This window comes from Janthinobacterium lyxosi, from assembly GCF_051380665.1.
In the GTDB taxonomy this organism is placed as follows: Bacteria; Pseudomonadota; Gammaproteobacteria; order Burkholderiales; family Burkholderiaceae_D; genus Janthinobacterium.
Genome location: NZ_JBNYXM010000001.1, coordinates 308,707 through 329,866, shown reverse-complemented (window position 1 = coordinate 329,866; position 21,160 = coordinate 308,707). Strand labels below are relative to the sequence as shown.

At 64.3% G+C, this 21,160-nt stretch carries 16 protein-coding genes and 1 pseudogene; 9 read left to right on the top strand and 8 right to left on the bottom strand.

Features of this window, described 5'->3' with window-relative positions; genetic code table 11:
* Window positions 1-18 precede the first annotated feature (18 nt).
* From ACQ4WP_RS01575 to ACQ4WP_RS01560, 4 genes are read left to right on the top strand one after another with little or no spacing between them, the layout of a single operon-like run.
* Complete coding sequence (locus ACQ4WP_RS01575) at window positions 19-1,119, top strand: efflux RND transporter periplasmic adaptor subunit (protein ID WP_436518352.1); 1,101 nt, start codon at window positions 19-21, stop codon at window positions 1,117-1,119.
* A 15-nt stretch (window positions 1,120-1,134) separates the two neighbouring features.
* Complete coding sequence (locus ACQ4WP_RS01570; protein WP_436518351.1) at window positions 1,135-4,233, top strand: MexW/MexI family multidrug efflux RND transporter permease subunit; 3,099 nt, start codon at window positions 1,135-1,137, stop codon at window positions 4,231-4,233.
* Window positions 4,230-5,633, top strand: a complete 1,404-nt coding sequence (locus tag ACQ4WP_RS01565) for an efflux transporter outer membrane subunit (protein WP_436518350.1) — start codon at window positions 4,230-4,232, stop codon at window positions 5,631-5,633. Before ACQ4WP_RS01570 ends, ACQ4WP_RS01565 begins: the two co-directional genes overlap by 4 nt.
* A gap of 25 nt (window positions 5,634-5,658) precedes the next feature.
* Window positions 5,659-6,234, top strand: coding sequence for a DUF1349 domain-containing protein (locus ACQ4WP_RS01560; RefSeq protein ID WP_436518349.1), 576 nt, complete (start codon window positions 5,659-5,661; stop codon window positions 6,232-6,234).
* Between the two features lies 1 nt (window position 6,235).
* On the opposite strand, the gene ACQ4WP_RS01555 is transcribed toward ACQ4WP_RS01560, so the two are convergent.
* Together ACQ4WP_RS01555 and ACQ4WP_RS01550 are read right to left on the bottom strand one after the other, a co-directional pair.
* On the bottom strand, window positions 6,236-6,634 hold the full coding sequence (locus ACQ4WP_RS01555; RefSeq protein ID WP_436518348.1) for a DUF4440 domain-containing protein: 399 nt from the start codon (window positions 6,632-6,634) through the stop codon (window positions 6,236-6,238).
* Window positions 6,631-8,052 (bottom strand): MFS transporter, encoded by a 1,422-nt coding sequence (locus ACQ4WP_RS01550; RefSeq protein WP_436518347.1) that lies wholly within the window; start codon window positions 8,050-8,052, stop codon window positions 6,631-6,633. The genes ACQ4WP_RS01555 and ACQ4WP_RS01550 overlap by 4 nt, the downstream gene beginning before the upstream one ends.
* A 127-nt stretch (window positions 8,053-8,179) precedes the next feature.
* Here ACQ4WP_RS01550 and ACQ4WP_RS01545 point away from each other — a divergent pair, with 127 nt between their 5' ends.
* Both ACQ4WP_RS01545 and ACQ4WP_RS01540 read left to right on the top strand, forming a co-directional pair.
* Window positions 8,180-9,082, top strand: coding sequence for a LysR family transcriptional regulator (locus tag ACQ4WP_RS01545; protein WP_436518346.1), 903 nt, complete (start codon window positions 8,180-8,182; stop codon window positions 9,080-9,082).
* Window positions 9,083-9,221: 139 nt separating this feature from the next.
* Window positions 9,222-10,055 carry a hypothetical protein gene (locus tag ACQ4WP_RS01540; RefSeq protein ID WP_436518345.1) on the top strand — a complete coding sequence of 278 codons (834 nt, stop codon included), beginning with the start codon at window positions 9,222-9,224 and terminating at the stop codon, window positions 10,053-10,055.
* Between the two features lie 20 nt (window positions 10,056-10,075).
* Here the strand turns inward: ACQ4WP_RS01540 and ACQ4WP_RS01535 are convergent, their stop codons facing one another.
* From ACQ4WP_RS01535 to ACQ4WP_RS01520, 4 genes are all read right to left on the bottom strand, one after another.
* Window positions 10,076-11,131 carry a bifunctional nicotinamide-nucleotide adenylyltransferase/Nudix hydroxylase gene (locus tag ACQ4WP_RS01535; RefSeq protein WP_436518344.1) on the bottom strand — a complete coding sequence of 352 codons (1,056 nt, stop codon included), beginning with the start codon at window positions 11,129-11,131 and terminating at the stop codon, window positions 10,076-10,078.
* Entirely contained in the window at window positions 11,128-12,843 is a 1,716-nt protein-coding gene (locus tag ACQ4WP_RS01530; RefSeq protein WP_436518343.1) for an NAD+ synthase, read from the bottom strand. The genes ACQ4WP_RS01535 and ACQ4WP_RS01530 overlap by 4 nt, the downstream gene beginning before the upstream one ends.
* A gap of 108 nt (window positions 12,844-12,951) precedes the next feature.
* Complete coding sequence (locus tag ACQ4WP_RS01525) at window positions 12,952-13,464, bottom strand: ClbS/DfsB family four-helix bundle protein (RefSeq protein ID WP_436518342.1); 513 nt, start codon at window positions 13,462-13,464, stop codon at window positions 12,952-12,954.
* Window positions 13,464-14,108 (bottom strand): ArsR/SmtB family transcription factor, encoded by a 645-nt coding sequence (locus ACQ4WP_RS01520; protein WP_436518341.1) that lies wholly within the window; start codon window positions 14,106-14,108, stop codon window positions 13,464-13,466. Before ACQ4WP_RS01520 ends, ACQ4WP_RS01525 begins: the two co-directional genes overlap by 1 nt.
* 63 nt (window positions 14,109-14,171) lie before the next feature.
* Between ACQ4WP_RS01520 and ACQ4WP_RS01515 the strand changes: the two are divergent.
* Window positions 14,172-14,660 (top strand): annotated as a pseudogene (locus ACQ4WP_RS01515) (DUF2938 domain-containing protein).
* Here the strand turns inward: ACQ4WP_RS01515 and ACQ4WP_RS01510 are convergent.
* The gene (locus ACQ4WP_RS01510; RefSeq protein WP_436518340.1) at window positions 14,657-17,092 is read right to left on the bottom strand and encodes a DUF3772 domain-containing protein; all 2,436 of its coding nucleotides are present in this window, start codon (window positions 17,090-17,092) and stop codon (window positions 14,657-14,659) included. The pseudogene ACQ4WP_RS01515 and the gene ACQ4WP_RS01510 sit on opposite strands and share 4 nt — an antisense overlap.
* A 267-nt stretch (window positions 17,093-17,359) precedes the next feature.
* On the opposite strand from ACQ4WP_RS01510, the gene ACQ4WP_RS01505 reads away from it, so the two are divergent.
* Complete coding sequence (locus ACQ4WP_RS01505) at window positions 17,360-19,006, top strand: methyl-accepting chemotaxis protein (RefSeq protein WP_436518339.1); 1,647 nt, start codon at window positions 17,360-17,362, stop codon at window positions 19,004-19,006.
* A 32-nt stretch (window positions 19,007-19,038) separates the two neighbouring features.
* On the opposite strand, the gene ACQ4WP_RS01500 is transcribed toward ACQ4WP_RS01505, so the two are convergent.
* Window positions 19,039-19,626 (bottom strand): TetR/AcrR family transcriptional regulator, encoded by a 588-nt coding sequence (locus tag ACQ4WP_RS01500; protein WP_436518338.1) that lies wholly within the window; start codon window positions 19,624-19,626, stop codon window positions 19,039-19,041.
* 218 nt (window positions 19,627-19,844) lie between these two features.
* On the opposite strand from ACQ4WP_RS01500, the gene ACQ4WP_RS01495 reads away from it, so the two are divergent.
* Window positions 19,845-21,047: an MFS transporter gene (locus tag ACQ4WP_RS01495; protein ID WP_436518337.1), complete on the top strand. Its 1,203-nt coding sequence runs from the start codon at window positions 19,845-19,847 to the stop codon at window positions 21,045-21,047.
* Window positions 21,048-21,160: the final 113 nt, after the last annotated feature.

The following is a 21,160-nucleotide window of genomic DNA, read 5'->3' as shown; positions in this document are numbered from 1 at the left end:
GTTGTAAAGGACATCATCATGAATACGAAAATCGTCGGTGCTTCCGCGCTGGCCATCACCCTGGCCGTCGCCGGTGCCGCGCTCTATCCGCGTGCCGACTCACATGCGGCCGATGCCGCCGCCTACCCCGCCACCAAGGTAGCCCTCGTGCCCGTCGTGCTGGGCACGCAGGAGCGTTTTTTTGCCGGCGTGGGCGAACTGGAAGCGGCACGCCAGGTACAGGTGGCCGCCGAAACGGGCGGGCGCATCACGCAGATCCGCTTCGAGTCGGGCCAGAGCGTGGCGGCCGGCACCGTTCTGGTGCAGCTCAATGATGCGCCGGAACAGGCGGCCCTGCTGCGTCAGCGCGCGCAGCTGAAAAACGCGGAAAGCAGCCATGCCCGCACGGCGCAGATGGTCAAGGAAAAGGCCGCCACGCAGGAGCAATTGGATAGCGCATTGGCCGCGCGCGACGCGGCCCTGGGCGACGTGCGCCAGACGGAGGCGCTGATCGCACAAAAGACCATCCGCGCGCCGTTCGCCGGACAGCTGGGAATCCGCAAGGTGCACGCGGGCCAGTACCTCAACGCGGCCGATACGCTGGCCAGCCTGATTGACACGAAGTCGCTGCTGGTGAACTTCGCCCTCGATGAACAGAGCAGCGCGACACTGGCGCCAGGCCAGGCCGTGCAAGTGCTGGTGGACGCCTATCCCGGCGACGTCTTCACGGCAAAGATCAATGCCATCGACCCGCTGATCGCCCGCTACCGCATGGTGCAGGTGCAGGCGGTGCTCGCCAATCCGCGCGGCGCCCTGAAGGCGGGCATGTACGCGAATGTGCGCGTGGCGCGCGAAGCGGGCCAGCAGCTGACGGTGCCGGAAACGGCCGTGACCTACAGCGCGTACGGCGACACGGTCTTCGTCGCGCAGCAGGAAGGAAAACAGCCGCTCACTGTCAAGCGCGTGGGCGTCAAGCTGGGCGAGCGGGCCGGGGGCAGGGTAGCCATCCTTGACGGCTTGCGCGAGGGCCAGCGCGTGGTCGCCTCGGGACAGCTGAAACTGGCCGACGGCATGGCCGTGCAAGCCGTGGCCAACACCCTGGACGAGGCGAAACGCGCCGCGCCCAAGGCCGGTTCGTAAGAGGAGCACATCACCATGAAATTTACCGATTTATTCGTACGCCGCCCCGTGCTGGCGCTGGTGATCAGCACATTGATTTTGATGCTGGGCGTGATCGCCATCAAGCAGCTGCCGATCCGCCAGTATCCGATGCTCGAATCGTCCACCATCACGGTGACCACCACGTATCCGGGCGCCTCGGCGGAACTGATGCAGGGCTTCGTCACGCAGCCTATCGCGCAAGCCGTGTCGTCGGTGGAAGGCATCGACTACCTGACCTCGTCCTCGGTGCAGGGCAGCAGCACGGTGACCGTGCGCATGGAACTGAACCGCGATTCCACGCAAGCCTTGACGGAAGTCATGGCCAAGGTCAACCAGGTGCGCTACAAGCTGCCCGAAGGCGCCTTCGATCCCGTCATCGAGCGCGCGGCCGGCGATTCCTCGGCCGTCGCCTATGTCGGCTTTGCCAGCGAGAGCGTCTCGGCGCCCGCGCTGACGGATTACCTGGCGCGCGTGGTGCAGCCGATGTTCGCCACCATCGACGGCGTGGCGAAGGTCGACGTGTATGGCGGCCAGCAGCTGGCCATGCGTTTGTGGATCGACCCGGCCAAACTGGCGGCGCGCGGCCTGACGGCGGCCGACGTGGCCGATAGCGTGCGGCGCAATAACTACCAGGCGGCACCCGGCAAAGTGAAGGGACAATTTGTCGTCTCGAACATCAGCGTCAACACGGACCTGACCAGCGTGGCGGAATTCCGCGACATGGTCATCCGCAAGGGCGGTGATGCAAAGGACAGCGCTGCCCTCGTGCGCTTGAAAGACGTTGGCACGGTGGAACTGGGCGCGGCCGCCACGGAGACGAGCGGCATCATGGATGGCGTGCCGGCCGTGTACCTGGGCCTGTCGCCCACGCCGGGCGGCAACCCGCTGGTGATTGTCGACGGCATCAAGAAACTGCTGCCGGAGATCCAGAAAACCCTGCCACCGGGCGTGAAAGTCGAGCTGGCATTCGAGACGGCGCGCTTCATCCAGTCGTCCATCGACGAGGTGGCGCACACCCTGCTCGAAGCATTGCTGATCGTCGTCATCGTCATCTACCTGTGCATGGGTTCCTTGCGCTCGGTGCTGATTCCCGTCGTGACCATCCCGCTGTCGATGCTGGGTGCGGCGGCGCTGATGCTGGCCTTCGGCTTCAGCATCAATTTATTGACCTTGCTGGCGATGGTGCTGGCCGTGGGCCTGGTGGTCGATGACGCCATCGTGGTGGTGGAAAACGTGCACCGCCATATCGAGGAAGGCAAGACGCCCGTGGCGGCCGCGCTGGTGGGCGCGCGCGAAGTGGCCGGCCCCGTGATCGCCATGACGATCACCCTGGCGGCCGTATATGCGCCCATCGGCATGATGGGGGGATTGACGGGCGCGCTGTTCAAGGAATTCGCCCTGACCCTGGCCGGCGCCGTGGTAGTGTCGGGCGTGGTGGCACTGACCCTGTCTCCCGTGATGAGCTCATTGCTGCTGCAGCCGAAACAGGCGGAAGGGCGCATGGCGCGCGCCGCCGAGCATTTCTTTGAAGGCTTGACCACGCGCTATGCGCGCCTGCTGGACCGCTCCCTGCACCACCGCTGGCTGAGCGCCAGTTTCGCCGCCCTGGTGATGGTGAGTTTGCCGTTTTTATACCTGCTGCCGCAGCGCGAACTGGCGCCGGCGGAAGACCAGGCCAGCGTATTGACGGCGATCAAGGCGCCGCAGCACGCCAACCTCGATTACGTCGAACGCTTTTCCTACAAGCTCGATGAGATTTACAAGAACGTGCCGGAAACGGCGTCGCGCTGGATCATCAATGGCGGTGAAGGCCCGGCGTCTAGCATCGGCGGCATCAACCTGACGCCATGGGCCGAACGCTCGCGCAATGCGGCCGTCATCCAGGCGGAATTGCAGCATGCCGTGGGCGACGTGGAAGGCACCAGCATTTTCGCCTTCCAGCTGGCGCCCCTGCCGGGGTCGAGCGGTGGCTTGCCCGTGCAGCTGGTCTTGCGCAGCGCGCAGGATTACGCCACCCTGTTCCGCACCATGGAAGACGTCAAGCAGCGCGCGCGCGACAGCGGCCTGTTTGCCGTCGTCGACAGCGACCTCGATTACAACAACCCCGTGGTGAAAGTGCGCGTGGACCGCTCCAAGGCGAACAGCCTGGGTATCCAGATGCAGGACATCGGTGTATCGCTGGCCGTGCTGGTGGGCGAGAATTACCTGAACCGCTTCGGCATGGATGGCCGCGCGTATGACGTCATCGCACAAAGCCCCCGCGAACAGCGGCTCACGGCGCAAGCCCTGACGCAGCAGTACGTGCGCACAGACGATGGCAGCCTGCTGCCCCTGTCCGCCGTCGTGTCGGTAACGGAGCAGATCGAGCCGAACATGCTGACCCAGTTCAACCAGCAAAATGCGGCCACCTTCCAGGGCGTGCCGGCGCCCGGCGTGACCCTGGGCGACGCCGTGGCCTTCCTCGACGGTGTGGCGAAGACCCTGCCACCGGGCTTCAGCTACGACTGGCAATCGGACGCGCGCCAGTTCGCCACGGAAGGCAATGCCCTGCTGCTGGCTTTCCTGGCGGCCGTCGTCGTGATTTACCTGGTGCTGGCGGCCCAGTACGAGAGTCTGACCGACCCCTTGATCATCCTGATCACCGTGCCGCTGTCGATCTGCGGCGCCCTGATTCCGCTGGCGCTGGGTTACGCCACCATCAACATCTATACGCAGATCGGCCTCGTGACCTTGATCGGCTTGATCAGCAAACACGGCATTTTGATGGTGGAATTTGCCAATGAATTGCAGGTGCATGAGCAGCTGGACCGTATCAGCGCCATCCGCAAGGCGGCGCAAATCCGTTTGCGCCCGATCCTGATGACAACGGCCGCGATGGTGGTGGGCCTGGTGCCGCTGCTGTTCGCGTCCGGCGCCGGCGCCAACAGCCGTTTCGGCCTGGGCGTGGTGATCGTGTCGGGCATGTTGATTGGCACCTTCTTTACCCTGTTCGTGCTGCCCACCGTGTACACCTTTTTGGCCCGCCGCCACACGGCCGACCATGCCACGCCGCGTGCGCGCGATTTGTCGCAGGCGCTGAAGGAATCCCTATGAAAAATTACCGCTATCTTGTCTCCCTTTTCCCCGTGCTGGCCGGCTGCGCCGTCAGCCCCGCTTATGTGACGCCGGGCACGCCCGACGTCCATCTGGCCAGCCCGCAGCAGTCGCAATTCGCACCTGGCAAGACGGCTGCCAGCGAGGCCGCCTGGTGGACGTTTTTCGACGATGCGCGCCTGTCGCAGCTGATCGCCAGCGCGCTCGAACACAATCTCGATATCGCGCAGGCGCAGGCGAACCTGCTGGCCGCGCGCGCCGTCTTCGACGAGCGCCGCCTCGATGAACTGCCTGCCGTCACAGGCCAGGCGGGATGGCAGCGCAAGATGCAGCAAGATACGCCCGATAGCCGCGCCGCCAGCGCCAGCACGCGCGTGGGGTTCGACGCGCAATGGGAAATCGACCTGTTCGGCCGCCTGGCGCATATCACCCGCTCGGCGCAGGCGCGCGCCGACGCGGCGCAGGCGGACTTGCGGCAAGTGCAGCTGACGATTGCCGCCGAGGTGGCGCGCAATTACTACGACGCCCTGGGCTACCAGCAAAACCTGGTGCTGACGCAGGCGCAGGTGCAAAGCTGGCGCGATACGGTGGCCCTGATCGACGCGCGCATACGCGCCGGCAGCGGCTTGCCGGAAGAGCGCCACAATGCGCTGGCCAACCTGGCGCGCAGCGAGGCGGCCATTCCTCCCTTGCAAGCGGGCTTGCGCCAGGCGCAGTACCGGCTCGATGTGCTGAGCGGGCAGCGACCTGGCACAGACACTGCGGGCGCCATCGCCCTGGCGACCATGCTGCGGCAGCAGGCGCCGCTGGCGGGCCAGCTACCGCTCGGCGACGTCAACCAGCTGATCAAGCGCCGTCCCGACGTGGTGCGTGCCGAACGCCTGCTGGCCGCTTCCAGCGAAGACGTGGGGGCCGCCACGGCCGACCTGTATCCGCGCCTCAGCCTGGGTGGCTTTTTGGGCTTCTTCGCGCTGCGCGGCAGCGGCGTGTTCGACGGCGGCGCGCGCGCCTTCGAGGTAGCGCCCTCCGTCACTTATCCAGCCTTCCGGCTGGGCAGCGTCAAGGCACGCTTGCGCGGCACGCAAGCAGAGGCGCAGGGCGCCCTGGCGCGCTATGCGCAAGCCATCCTGGTGGCGCAGGAAGAAGTGGAAAACGCCGTTACGCAGCTGGCGGAAAACCAGGCGCGATTGGCCTCCTTGCTGCAGTCGGCGCGCCACGGCAATGCGGCCCTCGGCATCGCCAGCACGCGCTATGCGGGCGGCGCCGGCAGCTATCAGGCGGTGCTGGAAAACCAGCGCGCCTTGTACGATATCCGGCGCGAAGCGCTGCTGGCGGAAACGGCGTCCTACATCGATGCGATCGCCCTGTACAAGGCGCTGGGATGGGGGCACACTATGTAGCATTTTTCGCTCAGGAGGAGATGCGATGTTCACACAAGGCAGCTGGCTGAATCCACCGCAAACATGGTCCGCCGACGGTGCGCAGTTGCGCGTCACGACGGATGAAAAAACCGACTTCTGGCGCAAGACTTCGTATGGTTTTATCCGCGACAGCGGCCACTTTTTCGGCACGGACATCGACGGCGATTTTACGGCGCAGCTGCACGTGGCGGCGCAGTACGCTGCGCTGTACGACCAGGCCGGCATGATGGTGCGCATCGACGAACAAAACTGGATCAAATGCGGTGTCGAATTTTCCGATGGCCAGCTCTTATTGAGCACGGTATTGACGCTGGAAAAATCGGATTGGGCCGTCAGCCTTGCCCCTGCCATGTCAGACGGTTTCTGGCTGCGCGTGACGGTGCAGAAGGGCGTGATCCGCGTGCAGTATTCGACCGATGGCCGGCGCTGGCCGCTGCTGCGTCTGGCGCCGTTTCCCGAGGCCAGCAACTACCGCGTGGGACCCATGTGCTGCACGCCGGAACGCGGTGAGCTGGAAGTGGTTTTTTCCCGTTTTTCCATCGCTCCGGCGCAGCAAAAAGACTTGCATGATTTGAGCTAGATCAAGCCACCCACGTCTCGTGCAAATGGCGCCACAGCAGCGTTCCAGCCGGTGTTTTGTCATACACGACGGTCGACAGCCGCTCGGTGCTGTCGCCGCCTGGCAACGACTGGCATTCGCGGTAAGTCACGCTGGCGCCGGCGGCGCTTTCCTGGATCAATGTCAGGTCGGTAATGCGCATGGCGAGGTCCGGACGGCTACCGCCAGCGGCGCGGAAAAACGTTGTTAAGCCGGCGCCATCAAGCTGCTGGCCGCCGGGCGCCACCATCGTGAAATCGGGCGAAAAACGCGCCAGCAATGCGGCGCAATGGTCCGGCGCCGTGGTCTCGCCAGCGAGCCATGCGCGGATCAGCACATGCGTGGACAAGACGTCGTCAAAATAGGGATTCGTTGCATTCATTTTTTTGCTACTCCATGGTGATGTAATAGGTCGAGAACGGCGCGGTTGTCGATGCGCATGCATAGCGCCAAAGGCAGTACGCACGAGGCGGCGGCCAGCGCAAAGCACCAGTGGAAAACCTGCGCCGCACGCAGGTGCTGGGCGGCGTCATCCAGCGACGAAATTCCCTGCGCCGCCAGCAAGCCATTCAGCAGTACGCTGAGCAGCGCCACGCCCAGGCAAAAGCCCAATTGGCGGTTGATATTCCACACGGCGCTGGCCTGGCTCAATTGCGCGTCCGGCGTGCGCAAAAACGCCGTGCTTTGCGCCGTGCTGCTGCACAAGCCGCCGCCAAAGCCCATCACGGCATACGCGCCGGCCAGCGAGAATAATTGACCCGCCGCGTCCACCCACAGCAGCATCAGCATGCCCGCCGCCTGCAGCAGGGCGCCAGCGATAAACAAGGGTTGCGGACCCAGGCGGCGATAACTTTTACCGGTGAGCGAAATGGCCGCAAACGAGGCCAACGCCCACGGCAGCATCAGCGCACCCGCCGTCGACGCCGACATGCCCAGCACGCCCTGCAGGTACAGCATGGCCAGCAAGCTCACGCCCATGAAGAGGCCCGGCACCAGCAAATACATGAGCATGGAAATGCGCAGCAGCGGTTCGGCAGCCAGACGCAGGTTGAGCAGCGGCGTGGATTTGCGCAGCGCGCCGCGTACATAGCCCCACGCGCAGACGGCGCCCAGCGCCAGCACGCCGGCTCCAGCGGCCAACTCGCCCGGCGTACCCAGCATGGTCAGGCCCAGCAATAGCAGCAAAATCGCCGTGCTGCCCGCCAGCAGGCCGCTCACATCGAGGCGGGGAACGGCCGCGCGCGGCGGGTCGGGACGCAGCCAGCAGGCGGCCAGCAGCAGCGCCAGCGCGGCAAATGGCACGTTCAGATAAAAAATCCAGCGCCACGACAGGCTGTCGACGATCACGCCGCCCAGCGCAGGCGAGAAGGCGGGCGCCAGCAAGCCCACCAGCATGATGACGGAAGACAGGCCGGGGCGCTCGGCAGGCTGGTACAGCTGGTAGGTCATGCTTTGCCCCAGCGGAATGAGCAAGCCGCCGCCCAGGCCCTGCACGCAGCGCCAGATAATCAGCGCCTCGATCGACGGCGCCAGGCCCGCGCCGATGCTGGCGCATAAAAAAGTTAGCAACGATGCCATGAACACGGTTTTGCTGCCATAATAGGCAGCCAGCCAGGCGCTGGCCGGGATGACGATAGTCAGGCCGAGGATATAGCCGGTGCTGATCCAGGCCAGCTGCGCCACCGAGGCGTGCAAGGCATGGCCGATGTCGGGATAAGCGACGCTGGTGATGAACATGTTGATCAGGTCGACGAAAAACCCCAGCAGATAGATGGCCGCGACCTTTTTGCGATAGTCCATGGTGCTCCGAATGGCAAACAGCCAGCTTAAGCGCCCAGCGTCATTTGCGTAACGGGCCAGCTCCGATTACACTGTCAAATAAATTTTGACAAACCTCTACAACCCGCCTGCCTCCTCATTCTTATTTATGATCAGTCTTGACCGCCTGGGTATTTTCATCGCCATCGTCGACGCCGGTTCCCTGACGGCGGCCGCCGCCGTGCTGGGCCAGAGCAAGGCCGTCGTCAGCTTCAACTTGAAACAGCTGGAGGCGGAGCTGGGCGTGTCGCTGCTCACGCGCAGCACGCGCAGCCTGGCGCTGACCGACGTGGGGCGGCGTTTTTACGAAGATTGCCAGCGCGTGCTGAGCGAAGCGCATGGCGCCATCGAGACGGCGCGCCAGGGACACCAGGGCTTGCGCGGCACCCTGCGCCTGACCACCACCGTCGAATACGGCAGCCGCACGGTGATCCCCGCGCTGATCGCCTTCGCCGCCGCCCACCCGCAGCTGCAGATCCAGCATTCCTCGTCGTCCTCGCATGAAGACCTGATCTCGGGCGGCTATGACCTGGCCATCCGCATGGGCTCACTCAACGATTCGAGCTACCGCGCTTCGCTGGTGGAGCGCTACGCCATCTGGCCCGTCGCCTCGCCCGCCTACCTGGCCAGCCTGCCTGGCAGGGACATCGCCACCTTGCCCGACTTGCAGCGCGCGCGCTGGCTGGCGCATAGCCGACTCAGCACGCCCCTGCGCTGGGACGTGCAGACACCCGCAGGCCCCGCCGCCTTCACCGCGCAGGACGATGCCGCCATCCATTCCGACTCCGCCTCGGCCCTGCTGGGCTTTGCCCTGGGCGGCTGCGGCGTGGCCCTGCTGCCGCAATGGCAGGTGGAAGGGGAAGTGCGCGCGGGACGCCTGCGCCACCTGCTGCCCGACGTCATCTTCCCTCAGCAGGGCGTGTATGCCGTGTATCCGAACACCCAGCATATTGCGGAAAAGGTGCGCGCCTTTATCGATTTTTTGCGCGCTTTTGTGGGCACGCCAGACTGAGGGTTCACGTGGCGCCACGGCGCCCATGTCACGTCGATAATACTTGTTGAATATAACGATTTCCAGGGGGCAAACGAGCGCCCCTTTCGTTTTTCACGGCCTACACTGAAAGGACGTTGTTCACCGATTGGAGATCATCATGGCACACACATTGGCAGCAGTTTTCGTCCTGCGCGACATGGCCGAGCGCGCCCGGCACGACCTGATCACGGCTGGCCTTCCCGGCGCCAGCATCCGCCTGCACGATGCGGGCAGTGACGATATTTCCGCCACGGAAAACATCCGCCGCGACGATAGCGACAGCCTGCTCGACAACATCAAGCATTTCTTTACGGACCTGTTCGGCGGCCACGCCGACCGCCACATCTATGCGGAAGCCGTGCGGCGCGGGCATGTCGTGCTGACCCTGGAAGGGGCCAGCGACGCCGATATTCAGCGCGCCACCGACATCGTCGAGCGCTACGCGCCGCTTGACATCGATGCGCACGCCGACCACTGGCGCGCGGGCGGCTGGCAAGGCATGCCGCAAAACGACAGCGCGATGCGCCAGGGCGCCAGCATGCAGTCAAGCGCGCCATCGCAGCAGGGCACGTCCGCCGGCAACCTGAACGAAGCGGCGGCAGCGTCGCAGCAATTTGCGGGCGGCATGGCATCGCCGTCGCCGTCCGGCACGGGCGCCAACGTGCGCCGCTATCCGAGCGCCGACAACCTGCCCGGCACCAGCTACGACGACGAGCAGTATTACCGCAACCACTGGAGCAGCCAGTATGCGTCCAGCGGCGGGCGCTTCGACGACTACGATCCCGCCTACCGCTATGGCCATTCGATGGCGGGTAGCGACAGCTATCGGGGCCGCCCGTGGGATGAGGTGGAGGCGGACCTGCGTTCCACGTGGGAACACACGTATCCGCAATCGGCGTGGGACAACTTCAGGGCGGCCGTACGGCACGGCTGGGAACGCATCACGTCCTGAAGCTGGGGCGATGGCGCCCCTCAGCGCCCCTCGTGCGTCAGCTGCAGGAAGTGGTTCAGGATATGAAAGTGGTCTTCGAAGAATTGCTCTTCCATGGCCGGCAGCGATACCACGGGCACCCACTCGGCCAGCGCCGCATCGTCGGCCGCCGTCACGGCCGGCAGCTGGCGCGTCTTCAAATCGAAGTAATGCGCATGCGTAATGGTGCGCCCGCGTTGGCTGCGGTCCGGATGGTCGAACACGGCCACGCCGACCAGCGCCTCGACGAGGGTGGGTGCCAGCACGCCCAGCTGGGTTTCTTCCGCCAACTCGCGCAGGGCGCCCTGCAGCAGGCGTTCACGCGGCTCCAAAAAGCCGCCGGGCAGGGCCCAGAGGCCCTTGCCCGGATAACCGCCGCGGCGCACGAGCAAGACGTGGCCCCCTGTCTGCACCAGCGCGTCGACGGTGCAAAAGATGGGCGCATACGGCGCCGTGCGCCAGCGCGCCTTGTAAGCCTCGATGGCGCGGTATTCCTGCACCAGCGGCGCGTACCACGGCAACAAGGTCCACGCTTTTAAATACTGGCCGATGGCCGCCGGCAACAGCTGCGCCACGGCGCTCAGCGACACATCCACGTCCTCTGCCTCGAACAGCACGTTGCGAATCGCCGTCGCGCCGATGGGTGAGCCTGCGTCGATCTCCAGGTTCAGCAGCTGCCAGTGCGGGAAGTGGTGCAGATAATAACTGGTGGCATCCTTGAAGCAAGCCACCAGAGTGACGCGCTGCGCCGCGGGCACGGCGTCCGCCACGGCGCGCCGCACGGCATCGGCCCACAGGCCATCATCGTAGTAATCGCGCACGGCCACGTAATGCACGCGCGCGCGCTGCGCCTCGGGCAGGATGGCGGCGATCATGGCAGCCCGCTCCTGCCACGTAAACGGATTCTTCGGGCTACGCGCATGGAAGGCGGAACCGAGCACCACCACCACCTTGGCGGCGGTGTCCAGCGCCGTTTGCAGCAAGCCGGCATGGCCATTGTGAAAAGGCTGGAAGCGGCCGATCAGGATGGCTGCGTCGGCAGAATAGGCTGGGGTCATGCGTCGTCTCCGGTGGGGTAATGGGCGGCGATCGGCAATTGGCGGCCGCTGCCAAAGGCGCGCGAGCGCGCGCGGATGATGGGCGCCGCCTGGCGCCGCTTGTATTCGTTGCGGGCGACCATGCCGAGGATGCGCGACACCAGCGCCCGCCCCTCATCCGTCTCGCGCAGCTGGTCGACCAGAGTCAGCGCTTGCGCACTTTCTGCCGCCGGCAGGCGCCGTCCCTCGATATGCCACTTCAAGATTTCATCGAGCACGGGATAGGGCGGCAAGCTGTCCGTGTCGCGCTGGCCCGGCGCCAGTTCCGCCGACGGGGGTTTCTCCAGCACGGCGACAGGAATCAGTGCACGCCCGGCGCTGGCGTTGAGATGGCGCGACAGGGCGAACACCTCGGTTTTATACAGGTCGCCGATCAGCCCCAGTCCCCCGTTCGTGTCGCCGTACAGGGTGCAGTAGCCAACCGAGATTTCGCTCTTGTTGCCGGTGGTGAGCAGCAGGGCGCCGAAGGCATTCGAGTATTCCATCAGGATCGTGCCGCGCACCCTGGCCTGCAGGTTTTCCAGCGGCAGCCCCTGCAGCTTGCCGTCGAAGGCGGTCGCGTAGCCGGCCTCGTACTGCGCCACGATGTCGCGTATCGGGTGCGTGGTCAGCGCGATGCCGAGGTTGGCGCACAGGGCGACGGAATCGGTGACGGAGCCGGCGCTGGAAAAGACGGACGGCATGGTGATGGCCGCCACGTTGTCCGCGCCGAGCGCTTCAACGGCCAGGGCCAGGGTCAGCGCCGAATCGATGCCGCCCGAGCAGCCGACGACGACTTTGCTAAAACCGCAGCGGCGCGCGTAGTCGCGCAAACCCAGCACAATCTGGCGCCGCGCAAATTCGACGGCGGGAATGCCTTCCGGGTCGGGCACGGGGAAGGGCTGGCCATCGGGCTGCGCGAAACTGCCATCGGCAAAGCGCAGCAATTGAAAATCCTCGACGAAGCGGGCCGCCTCGAATTGCACGCCCTGGCTGGGCGAGATGGCGAACGAGGCGCCGTCGAAGACGAGTTGATCCTGGCCGCCCACCTGGTTGACGAACAGCAGGGGCAAGCTGACGCGCTTGCAGGCGGCGCCAAACACGGCGTGGCGCTGCGCGCGCTTGCCGATGTCGGACGGGCTGGCATTGATGCTGACGACCAGGTCGGGCCGGGCCGCGTGCAGGGCCTCGAAAGGGTTGACGGCGTAGGCGCGGCCATCGTCGTTCCAGCCATCCTCGCAAATCATGAAACCCACCTTGCAGCCGGCGATGGGCAAAATGCAGGCGCCGGGCGGACCCGGCTCGAAATGGCGGCCCTCGTCGAAGATGCCATAGGTGGGCAGCAGCTGCTTGTAGTATTCGGCCACGATGCGCCCGTCGCGGATGGCCAGCAAGGCGTTATACAGCGGCTTGCCAACGCCGGGATTGGGCCGCGCCGCGCCGATGACGGTGACCAGCGCCGGCCAGCGCGTGGATGCTTGCAGCAGCTTATCCAGCGCCTGCTGCATGTCGCGCAGGAAGGCGGCATCCTCGAACAGGTCGCCCGGGTAATACGCGCATAGCGACAGTTCGGGGCACACCAGCAAGTCGGCGCCATCGCTGCTGGCGCGCTGCATGCGCGCGACGATGGCACCGACATTGGCGTCGAAGTCGCCCACGGTGGGATTCATCTGGGCGAGGGCGATGGTCAGCATGGTAATCCTTTATTGCTTACGCATAATGGTGGCACTTGAGACCACTATCCTGCCTGAAAACGGTTCTGATGGTACTGATGCAATCGTGCAAGACTGCCGATCAAGCCGCTACAAGGTCTTGAGCCAGGCCCGCAAGCGCGTGCGCGCATTCGCATACGGCGACGAGGTATTGAACTGGATCATGCGTCCCATCGTGTAATGCGTGTACCAGGGCTGGCCATACAGCTGCGCATCGTCGTGCGCCTCGATCAGCGCCAGCAACTGGTTCTTCGCCTGTTCCAGGCGTTGCAGCAAGTCTTCCATGCCCAGTTCAGCATAGTCGGTATAGAAGCGCTGCGCCAGTTTCCCAAGAGCGTTCCACGTGAAACCTTCGGCGGGAAAGGCGATGTCCTCCATGCGTTTACCGTCGCGCAGCTGCGCGTGCCAGTGCAAGACCAGCTCGTTCCATCCCAGCAGATACGCGAGCAGATCGCACACGCTCATGCGCGTGCCCTTCACTTGCCCCTCCAGCACGGGTGCGCGCGCCAAGGCCGGTGGCACGCGCGCCAGCTCCTGCGCCAGCTTGGCGTACGTGGTGCTAATCGCCTCGACCAGTTCCTGCTTGCTGTTCGGGATAGCCATCACGCAGCCTTCACGACAGGCAAGCCGGCCGCCTGCCAGTCATCATAGCCGCTGCCGAGACGGCGCGCCTGCAAGCCGTGCTGGCGCAAGGCCGCCACGGCCTGCACGGACAGCACGCAATACGGGCCGCGGCAATACGCGGCGAATTCCTGGTTGGCAGGCAACTCGGCCAGGCGGCGCTGCAAGTCTTCAAGGGGAATATTGATCGCACCGGGCAAGTGGCCGGCAGCAAACTCCTGCGCGGGCCGCACGTCGAGCACGGTGATACTGGCTTCCTGCATGCGTGAGAGCAGCTCCTCGCCCGTGATCGCTTCCCCGTGGTCACCCCGGCTCAGCGCCTGCAACTCGCTGCGCTGATGCTGCGCATACAGCGCCAGCGCATCGAGCAACTGCATGACAGGGCCGCTGCCGAGCCGGTACAGCACGCGCTTGCCGTCACGGCGCGCCTGCACGAAGCCGGCGCGCCGCAACTGCTGCAAATGCTGGGACGTGTTCGCCACGGACAGGCCCGTCAACTCCACCAGTTGCTCCACCGCATACTCGCCCTGCGCGATTTGCTCGAGCAGGCGCAGACGCGGCGCGCTGCCCAAAATATGGGCAAACCCGGCGGAACCGGTGAGAAATTCGATTTCGGCATTTTTCATTGACACGATGCTAGCACCCTTATAACATTCAATCAAACAATTGAATGTTATAAGGTGACAGCAATGCAAATACTCTGGCTTGATGCCTTGGCGATCGGTGTGGGCGCGACGGCGGTGATGGATGTGTGGGCGCTAGCGTTAAAGCGCTTCTGGTGCATTCCCTCACTGAACTTTACGATGGTGTGACGCTGGCTCGGTCATCTGCCGCGCGGCACAGTGACGCATGTCAAGATCGCCCAGGCGGCGCCCGTGCGCGATGAAGCGATCCTGGGCTGGACCGCCCATTACGTGATCGGCGTGCTGTTTGCGGCCGTGCTGCTGGCGCTGGTGGGACAGGAGTGGGTGCAACAGCCGACGTTCGCGCCGGCGCTGCTGGCAGGCCTCGTGAGCGTGGCCGCGCCGTTTTGCATCTTGCAGCCGGGCATGGGCGCCGGCGTCGCCGCCAGCAAGACGCCGCATCCGACCGCCGCCCGCCTGCGCAGCCTGATGGCCCACACGGCGTTCGGCATCGGCCTGTACCTGGCGGCCCTGCTGTGGTCGACCGTGCGTTAAGACGTCATTGGCGGCACGGGTGCCGGCGCCGCAGTCGGTGCGGGTACCGCCGCCGAGATGGCCGGCGTCTCCGGCTGCGCCGGTACGCTGCTCAGCACCATCGTGCTGGGCTTGGCAATCGCGATATGCGCCTCGTCCAGGCGCTTGAGCAGCTCGAACAGCAGGGCGCTGCGGATGCCTGACGTCAGGCGCGGCGACGAGGCATAGCCGGTGGCGTTGAACAGCAACAAGCCATTGTCGATGCCGTCGAGCTGCACGCTGGGCGCCGGCGTGTCGAGCACGTCAGGATTGTCGACAAAGGCGGACAGGATCAGCGCGCGCGCCGCTTGCGCATCCGTGCCCAGCGGCAGCGGCAACTTGACCTGCACCAGGCCCAACGGATTGGCCAGGGTGACGTTGCGCACCGTCTTGGTGATGAATTCCGAGTTCGGCACGATTACCGTGGAACGGTCGCCCAATTGAATTTCCGTGGCGCGTACATTGATGCGGCGAATGTCGCCTTCCACGCCGCCCAGCGAGACCCAGTCGCCCACTTTGACGGGGCGCTCGGCCAGCAGGATCAGGCCGGACACAAAGTTCTGCACCACCGCCTGCAAGCCAAAACCGATACCCACCGACAAGGCCGACGCCACCCACGCGATGCGTTCCAGGCCGATGCCGGCCGCCGACAAGGCCAGCGCCACGGCCAGCACGCCGCCGATATAGCCAAACAGGGTGATGAACGACACTTGCATGCCGGAATCGAGATTGGTGGTCGGCAAATAACTATTTTGCAGCCAGCGCTTGAACAGGCCCAGCGCAACAAAGCCCACCACCAGCACCAGCAGGGCCTGGATCAGCGCGGCAGGGCGGATCGCCACCTCGCCGATGGCCAGGCCATCCTGCAGCTTGCCGACCCGTTGGAACAGTTCGCCCGGCCCTTCGCCGAACGGCGCCAGCAGCAGCATCAGGGCCAGCAGCACGACGATGGCGCGGCCGATGCCCGACAACAGCACGGCCGCCTGGTCGCGCGCCTTGGGCGTGGCCAGCACGGGGTTGACGGCGTCCGGCGGCGGCGGGGTGGAGGCCAGCAGCATGCAGATATCATCGACCAGCACCGTCAGCAGATAAGTGCTGCCCACCACCACCATGACCCAGGCGATTTGCTTGGCGACAAAACTGCCGAAGGCCACATAACCGACCAGCAAGCTGATGACGCTAGACGCCAGCGCCAACCACAGCAGCACCGTGACGCAACGCAGCCACAGCGGCGTGACCAGGGTGGCAGGATCGGCCTCGCGCAACCGGCGCCAGCAGCGCTCGGCGCGCATCAAGCCATAGGCGATGGTCGTGCTCATCACCAGGGCGACGATGCAATTGACGGCCACGGCCGTCGACAGGCCCGCATTGATGACGATGGTGACCCGTTCCGTCGCCCACACCAGCACCACGATGAAGGCAAACGTCGAGGGGAAATGGCGCAAGCGGTGCGCCAGCGCATCGGGCAAGGGCAACAAGCGCCACGATACGCGCCAGGGCGACAGCAGCGCATGGCCCAGGCCCGCCGTAAAACCGGCAAAACAGATGATGCCGATCAAGCTGCTGAGGAAAGTCGAGGTTTTTTCAGACAGGCCGCCATCCCAGCGCAGCCCCATGGCCAGCAATTCGGCCACCAGCCCCGGCGTAGCCAGCGCCAGCACCAGCACGGCCAGCGCATGCAAGGAGCGGCGCAAACGGCCATGCGGCACGCGCGTGGCCGTCACCACCAGCAGATAGCGCGAAATCCAGACGCTGGCGCCGATCACCGCCACGATGCCGGCCAGCAAACCGCCCCAGGCCGACCACGGCGTGGCGCGTGCGGCGTTGGCCAACTCCAGCTCCAGCGCCCGCAGGCGTTGCAGATTCTGCGGCAATTCGCCATGCAGCTGTTTCCAGAAAGAACCGGCCAGGATCGACGCCGTACGCTCGCCCAGGCGCGCCTGCAACTGCGCGCGGCGCGCCGTCGATACTTGCTCGGACGCCTGCGTCGCTTCCACGGCCAGCAATCGCGCCAGCTTCACCTGCGCATCGAGCGCGCTGCTGGTACGGTCCAGCTGGCTGCGCTGCGCCGCCACGTCAGGAGCATCTTTCGTGCCCGCCGCCGGCTTGCCCAGCTCGGCCAGCCGCGCCTGCACGCTGGAGAGCGTGGGCGAGAGCGACTCGGCCACCTTGTCCGCCTCGGCGCTGGCCGCCAGCGCATCGGCGCGCATCTGCGACAGGGTCGCGTCATCGAGATCGGTCTCGCCATCGAGCGCCTTCTGGATCGTGGTGATCTGCTTGCGCAAGCCATCGAGGCGCTGATCGGCCGTGGCCGCATCGTCGACGGGCTGCGACCAGGCCGGCGGCGCAGATAGCGAGCACGCCAGCAGCAGAGTCAGCAGGAAGGGGAAGAAACGGAGACGGAAAGAAGTCATGCGGACCTATGGCTGAAAATGAGAAAACTGCCGGATTGGCAGCGGCACCGGTCATGGCATGCTGCCAGGCGGGTGCCTGTCAATATAGCTGAAAACACGCGCAAGCCGCAGGATAGGCGGAACTGGCGTGTGCCCCGGGGAGAAACTAGGCATATTGCCCTATGGAAATATCACAAAAAAAGGTCTAGGATCGTCCTCCGCTTGGCGGCGCGGCACCCATCTGCACGCCGCCGACCTTTTGACCATTCCCTCCGTATTGAGACAGCCATGAAGTTTTTATCCAACCTGACCATCGGCACACGGCTCGCCGTAGGCTTTGGCGCCATCGGCGCCATGCTGATCATCATCTCCTGTCTGGGCATTGCCATGCTGGGCAAGATCAACCAGGGCACCGGCCATGTCGTGCATGACAGCATGCCGAAGATTGAGCTCGCCAACAGCGTGTCGGCCAACATCAACGACATCGCCATTGCCCTGCGCAACATGATGCTCAGCGCCGATCCGGCCGACCAGCGCAAACAAACCGACGCCATCCTGGCCGCGCGCCAGGCGGCTGCCGGCAATCTCGGCAAGCTCGCACGCATGCTCGATTCCGACCGCGAACGCGCGTTGCTGGCCAAGATGAACGACGCTAACGCGCGCTACGCGCAGGGACAGGAAGTGCTACTTGAACTGATCAAGAACGGCACGCCAAACGACAGCAGCGCCTACCTGTACGGCCAGCTGCGTCCCGTATTGCTTGTCTACAAGCAGTTGATTGCCGAACAGATCAGTTTACAAAATACCCTGGCCAATACGGCGGGCGACAACGCCAATGCCACCTATGCCAACACCCGCACCTTGCTGATCAGCATGTCGCTGGCGGCGCTGGCCATCGCGGCGGCATTGGCGTATGGCATCACGCGCTCCATCACCGTTCCTGCCACCATCGCGCTGCAAGTGGCCAACACGGTGGCCGCAGGCGATTTGCGCAGTCAGATCACCGTGCAGTCGCGCGATGAAATGGGACAACTGTTACAGGCGCTCAAGCGCATGAACGACAACCTGGCGCACACGGTGGGCGCGGTGCGCGCCGGTACGGAAACGATCGCCTCGGCCTCGTCCGAAGTGGCGGCGGGCAGCCTGGACCTGTCTGCCCGCACGGAGCAGCAAGCCAGTTCGCTGGAAGAGACAGCCTCATCCATGGAAGAGCTGACCTCGACCGTCAAGCAGAATGCCGACAATGCGCGCCAGGCGCATGTGCTGGCCGACACGGCCTCCGGCGTGGCGCAGCGTGGCGGCGCCGTCATCGCGCAAGTGGTGGCGACCATGCGGCAAATCGACGCCTCATCGAACAAGATTGCCGACATCATCGGCGTCATCGATGGCATCGCTTTCCAGACCAACATTCTTGCCTTGAACGCGGCCGTGGAAGCGGCGCGCGCGGGCGAGCAGGGACGCGGCTTTGCCGTCGTGGCCACGGAAGTGCGCAGCCTGGCGCACCGCTCGGCTGCCGCGGCCAAGGAAATCAAGACCCTGATCGACGACTCGACCCAGACGGTGGCGGCCGGCAGTGAACTCGTGCATCAAGCCGGCAACACCATGAGCGACCTGGTGGGCAGCGTGCGCCGCGTCACCGATATCATGGCCGAGATCACCTCCGCCAGCGCGGAACAGACGGCTGGCATCGAACAAATCAACCAGGCTATCAACGAAATGGACAACGTCACCCAGCAAAACGCGGCCCTGGTGGAAGAGTCGGCGGCCGCCGCCGCTGCCATGCAAGAGCAGGCGGCAACCTTGGCGCAAATGGTGAGCATCTTCAAGCTCGATGCGAACATACAGGCCGCCAGGCCGGCCTTCGCCACGCGTGCGTCGGCAGTCAGAAAAGCCGTGCGGCGTGATCCATCGCCATCGGACTGGGAAGAATTCTGACCAGAAAAACTCAAGGATGGGCACTGTCCAGCTTACATCTTGGCCAACAGCCCTCGCAGCAGCAACTCCAATGCGGCAATACCTTGTGCCAATCGCGCATTACCGTCATCACCGTCCGCAATCCAGAACGCCGCTTCGGCCAGGCTGCCATAGATCAGCGAAGCCAATGCCTGCGGGCTGGCTTCGGCCACAACGCCTTGCTGTATCAGCTTGTCGATGAGCCGCTGCATCGACTCGATGCAGTGACGCTGCGAGGCTGGTGAAGTACCGCCCAGCACGGCCCTGGCGTCGCGCAACACGATGCGCTGGATTTCTGGCTCAAGTGCCATCTCCAGATAGGCACGGCAGCGAATGCGAAAGCCTTCCCACGCATCGTCGGCGCCATCCGAAATGGCTTGCAGGCGGTCATCTATTTCAGCGTCGATGTGTTCCACCACCGCCTCCAGCAAGCCCTTTTTGTCGCCAAAGTGGTGATAGAGCGCGCCACGGGTCAGCCCCACCTGTGCGGTGAGGTCATCCATGGAGGTGTTGGCATAGCCCCGCTCACTGAAGACTTTGCGGGCAGTGGCCAGTAACGAGGCACGGGTTTCTTCCATTTCGGCACGGGTGCGGCGGACCATTATTTTCTCCTTACATACATACCGTATGATTGTTTACATGCAGTGCGTATGAATATATAATTTATACATACGCACTGTATGTATTATCGCTGCGGCATGTCGCCATGGCAAGCACAACATTCTGGAGAGCAATTGCCACGCCGTCGCAATTGCGTGGCAGCTACCCGACGGCGCCTGATACCGGCGCAACCTGTTTACCTAACGCAAGGATCTGAATCATGAGCACGTCTCCAAACGCGGCAGCAAAAACCTCGGTTCGGCACCCCTGGCTAGCCGTCACCGCCGTCGGCATTGCCACCTTCTCGGTAGTGACGACGGAAATGCTCCCGGTCGGACTGCTGACGCCGATTGCCGACACCCTGGACACCTCCACCGGAACCGCCGGCCTGATGATCTCACTGCCTGCATTGCTGGCGGCCTTGTTCGCGCCGCTGGTCGTGATCATATCGGGCGGCATGGACAGGCGCAAAATTCTGTGTGGCTTGCTGGGCTTATTGGCAATCGCCAACATTGCCTCGGCATTGGCTCCCAGCATGGCCTGGATGCTGGCTGCCCGGGTTCTCGTCGGCTTTTGCATGGGGGGTATCTGGGCCATTGCCGGTGGCCTGGCTTCCCGGCTTGTTCCGGCTCACGCCATCGGGTTGGCAACGTCCATCATCTTCGGTGGCGTGGCAGCCGCTTCCGTACTGGGTGTGCCGCTCGGAGCGCTGATCGGCGACTTTGCAGGATGGCGCTGGGCCTTTGGCGTCATGGCGCTGTGTAGCGGCCTGGTACTGGTTCTGCATCTGGCCGTCATTCCCGCGCTGCCCGTTGCCAGTTCGGCGACCATGCGCCAGTTCTGTGAACAGCTGGGCAAGCGGAAACTGCAAATCGGGTTGCTTCTGACACTACTGCTGGTGGCCGGCCACTTCATGGCCTTTACCTTCGTGCGTCCGCTACTGTTGTCGGTGTCGGGGTTCGATACGCAATGGCTTAGCGCACTGCTATTCTTCTATGGCTTCGCAGGTATAGTCGGCAACTTCCTGGCTGGCATCTTCGCTGTGCGGCGCACGGCGTTATCCTTGATAATGATCTCGATGGGCCTGCTGCTCGCGCCGGTGCTGTTCCTGACTGTCGGTGATTCCAACCTCGGCGGTGGCATGGTGCTGCTGGCTTGGGGACTGGCCTATGGCGGTGTCTCGGTCGGTCTGATGACGTTGATGATGAAAGCAGCACCGCAAGCCGTGGAGATTGCCACTGCGCTGTATGTGGGTGTGTTCAATGTCGGCATTGCATTCGGGGCATGGGCAGGTGGCCAGGTTGTCGATGGCCTTGGCCTGCCAGCCAACCTCTGGCTGGCAGCTGGATTCGCCGCCGCAGCATTACTGCTGTCATTTGGTATTAGCCAGGCTGAACAAAAAATGAAAACCTCCGGTCACTGACTGAGTGGAGACTGTTATGAGCGATTGGATACTGGAGCGCCTTGCCAGCCATCTCTTCATTTAAGTATCCTGGCAAACTGATACGCCAAGGTTAACGGGTGCCCTGACTGGAA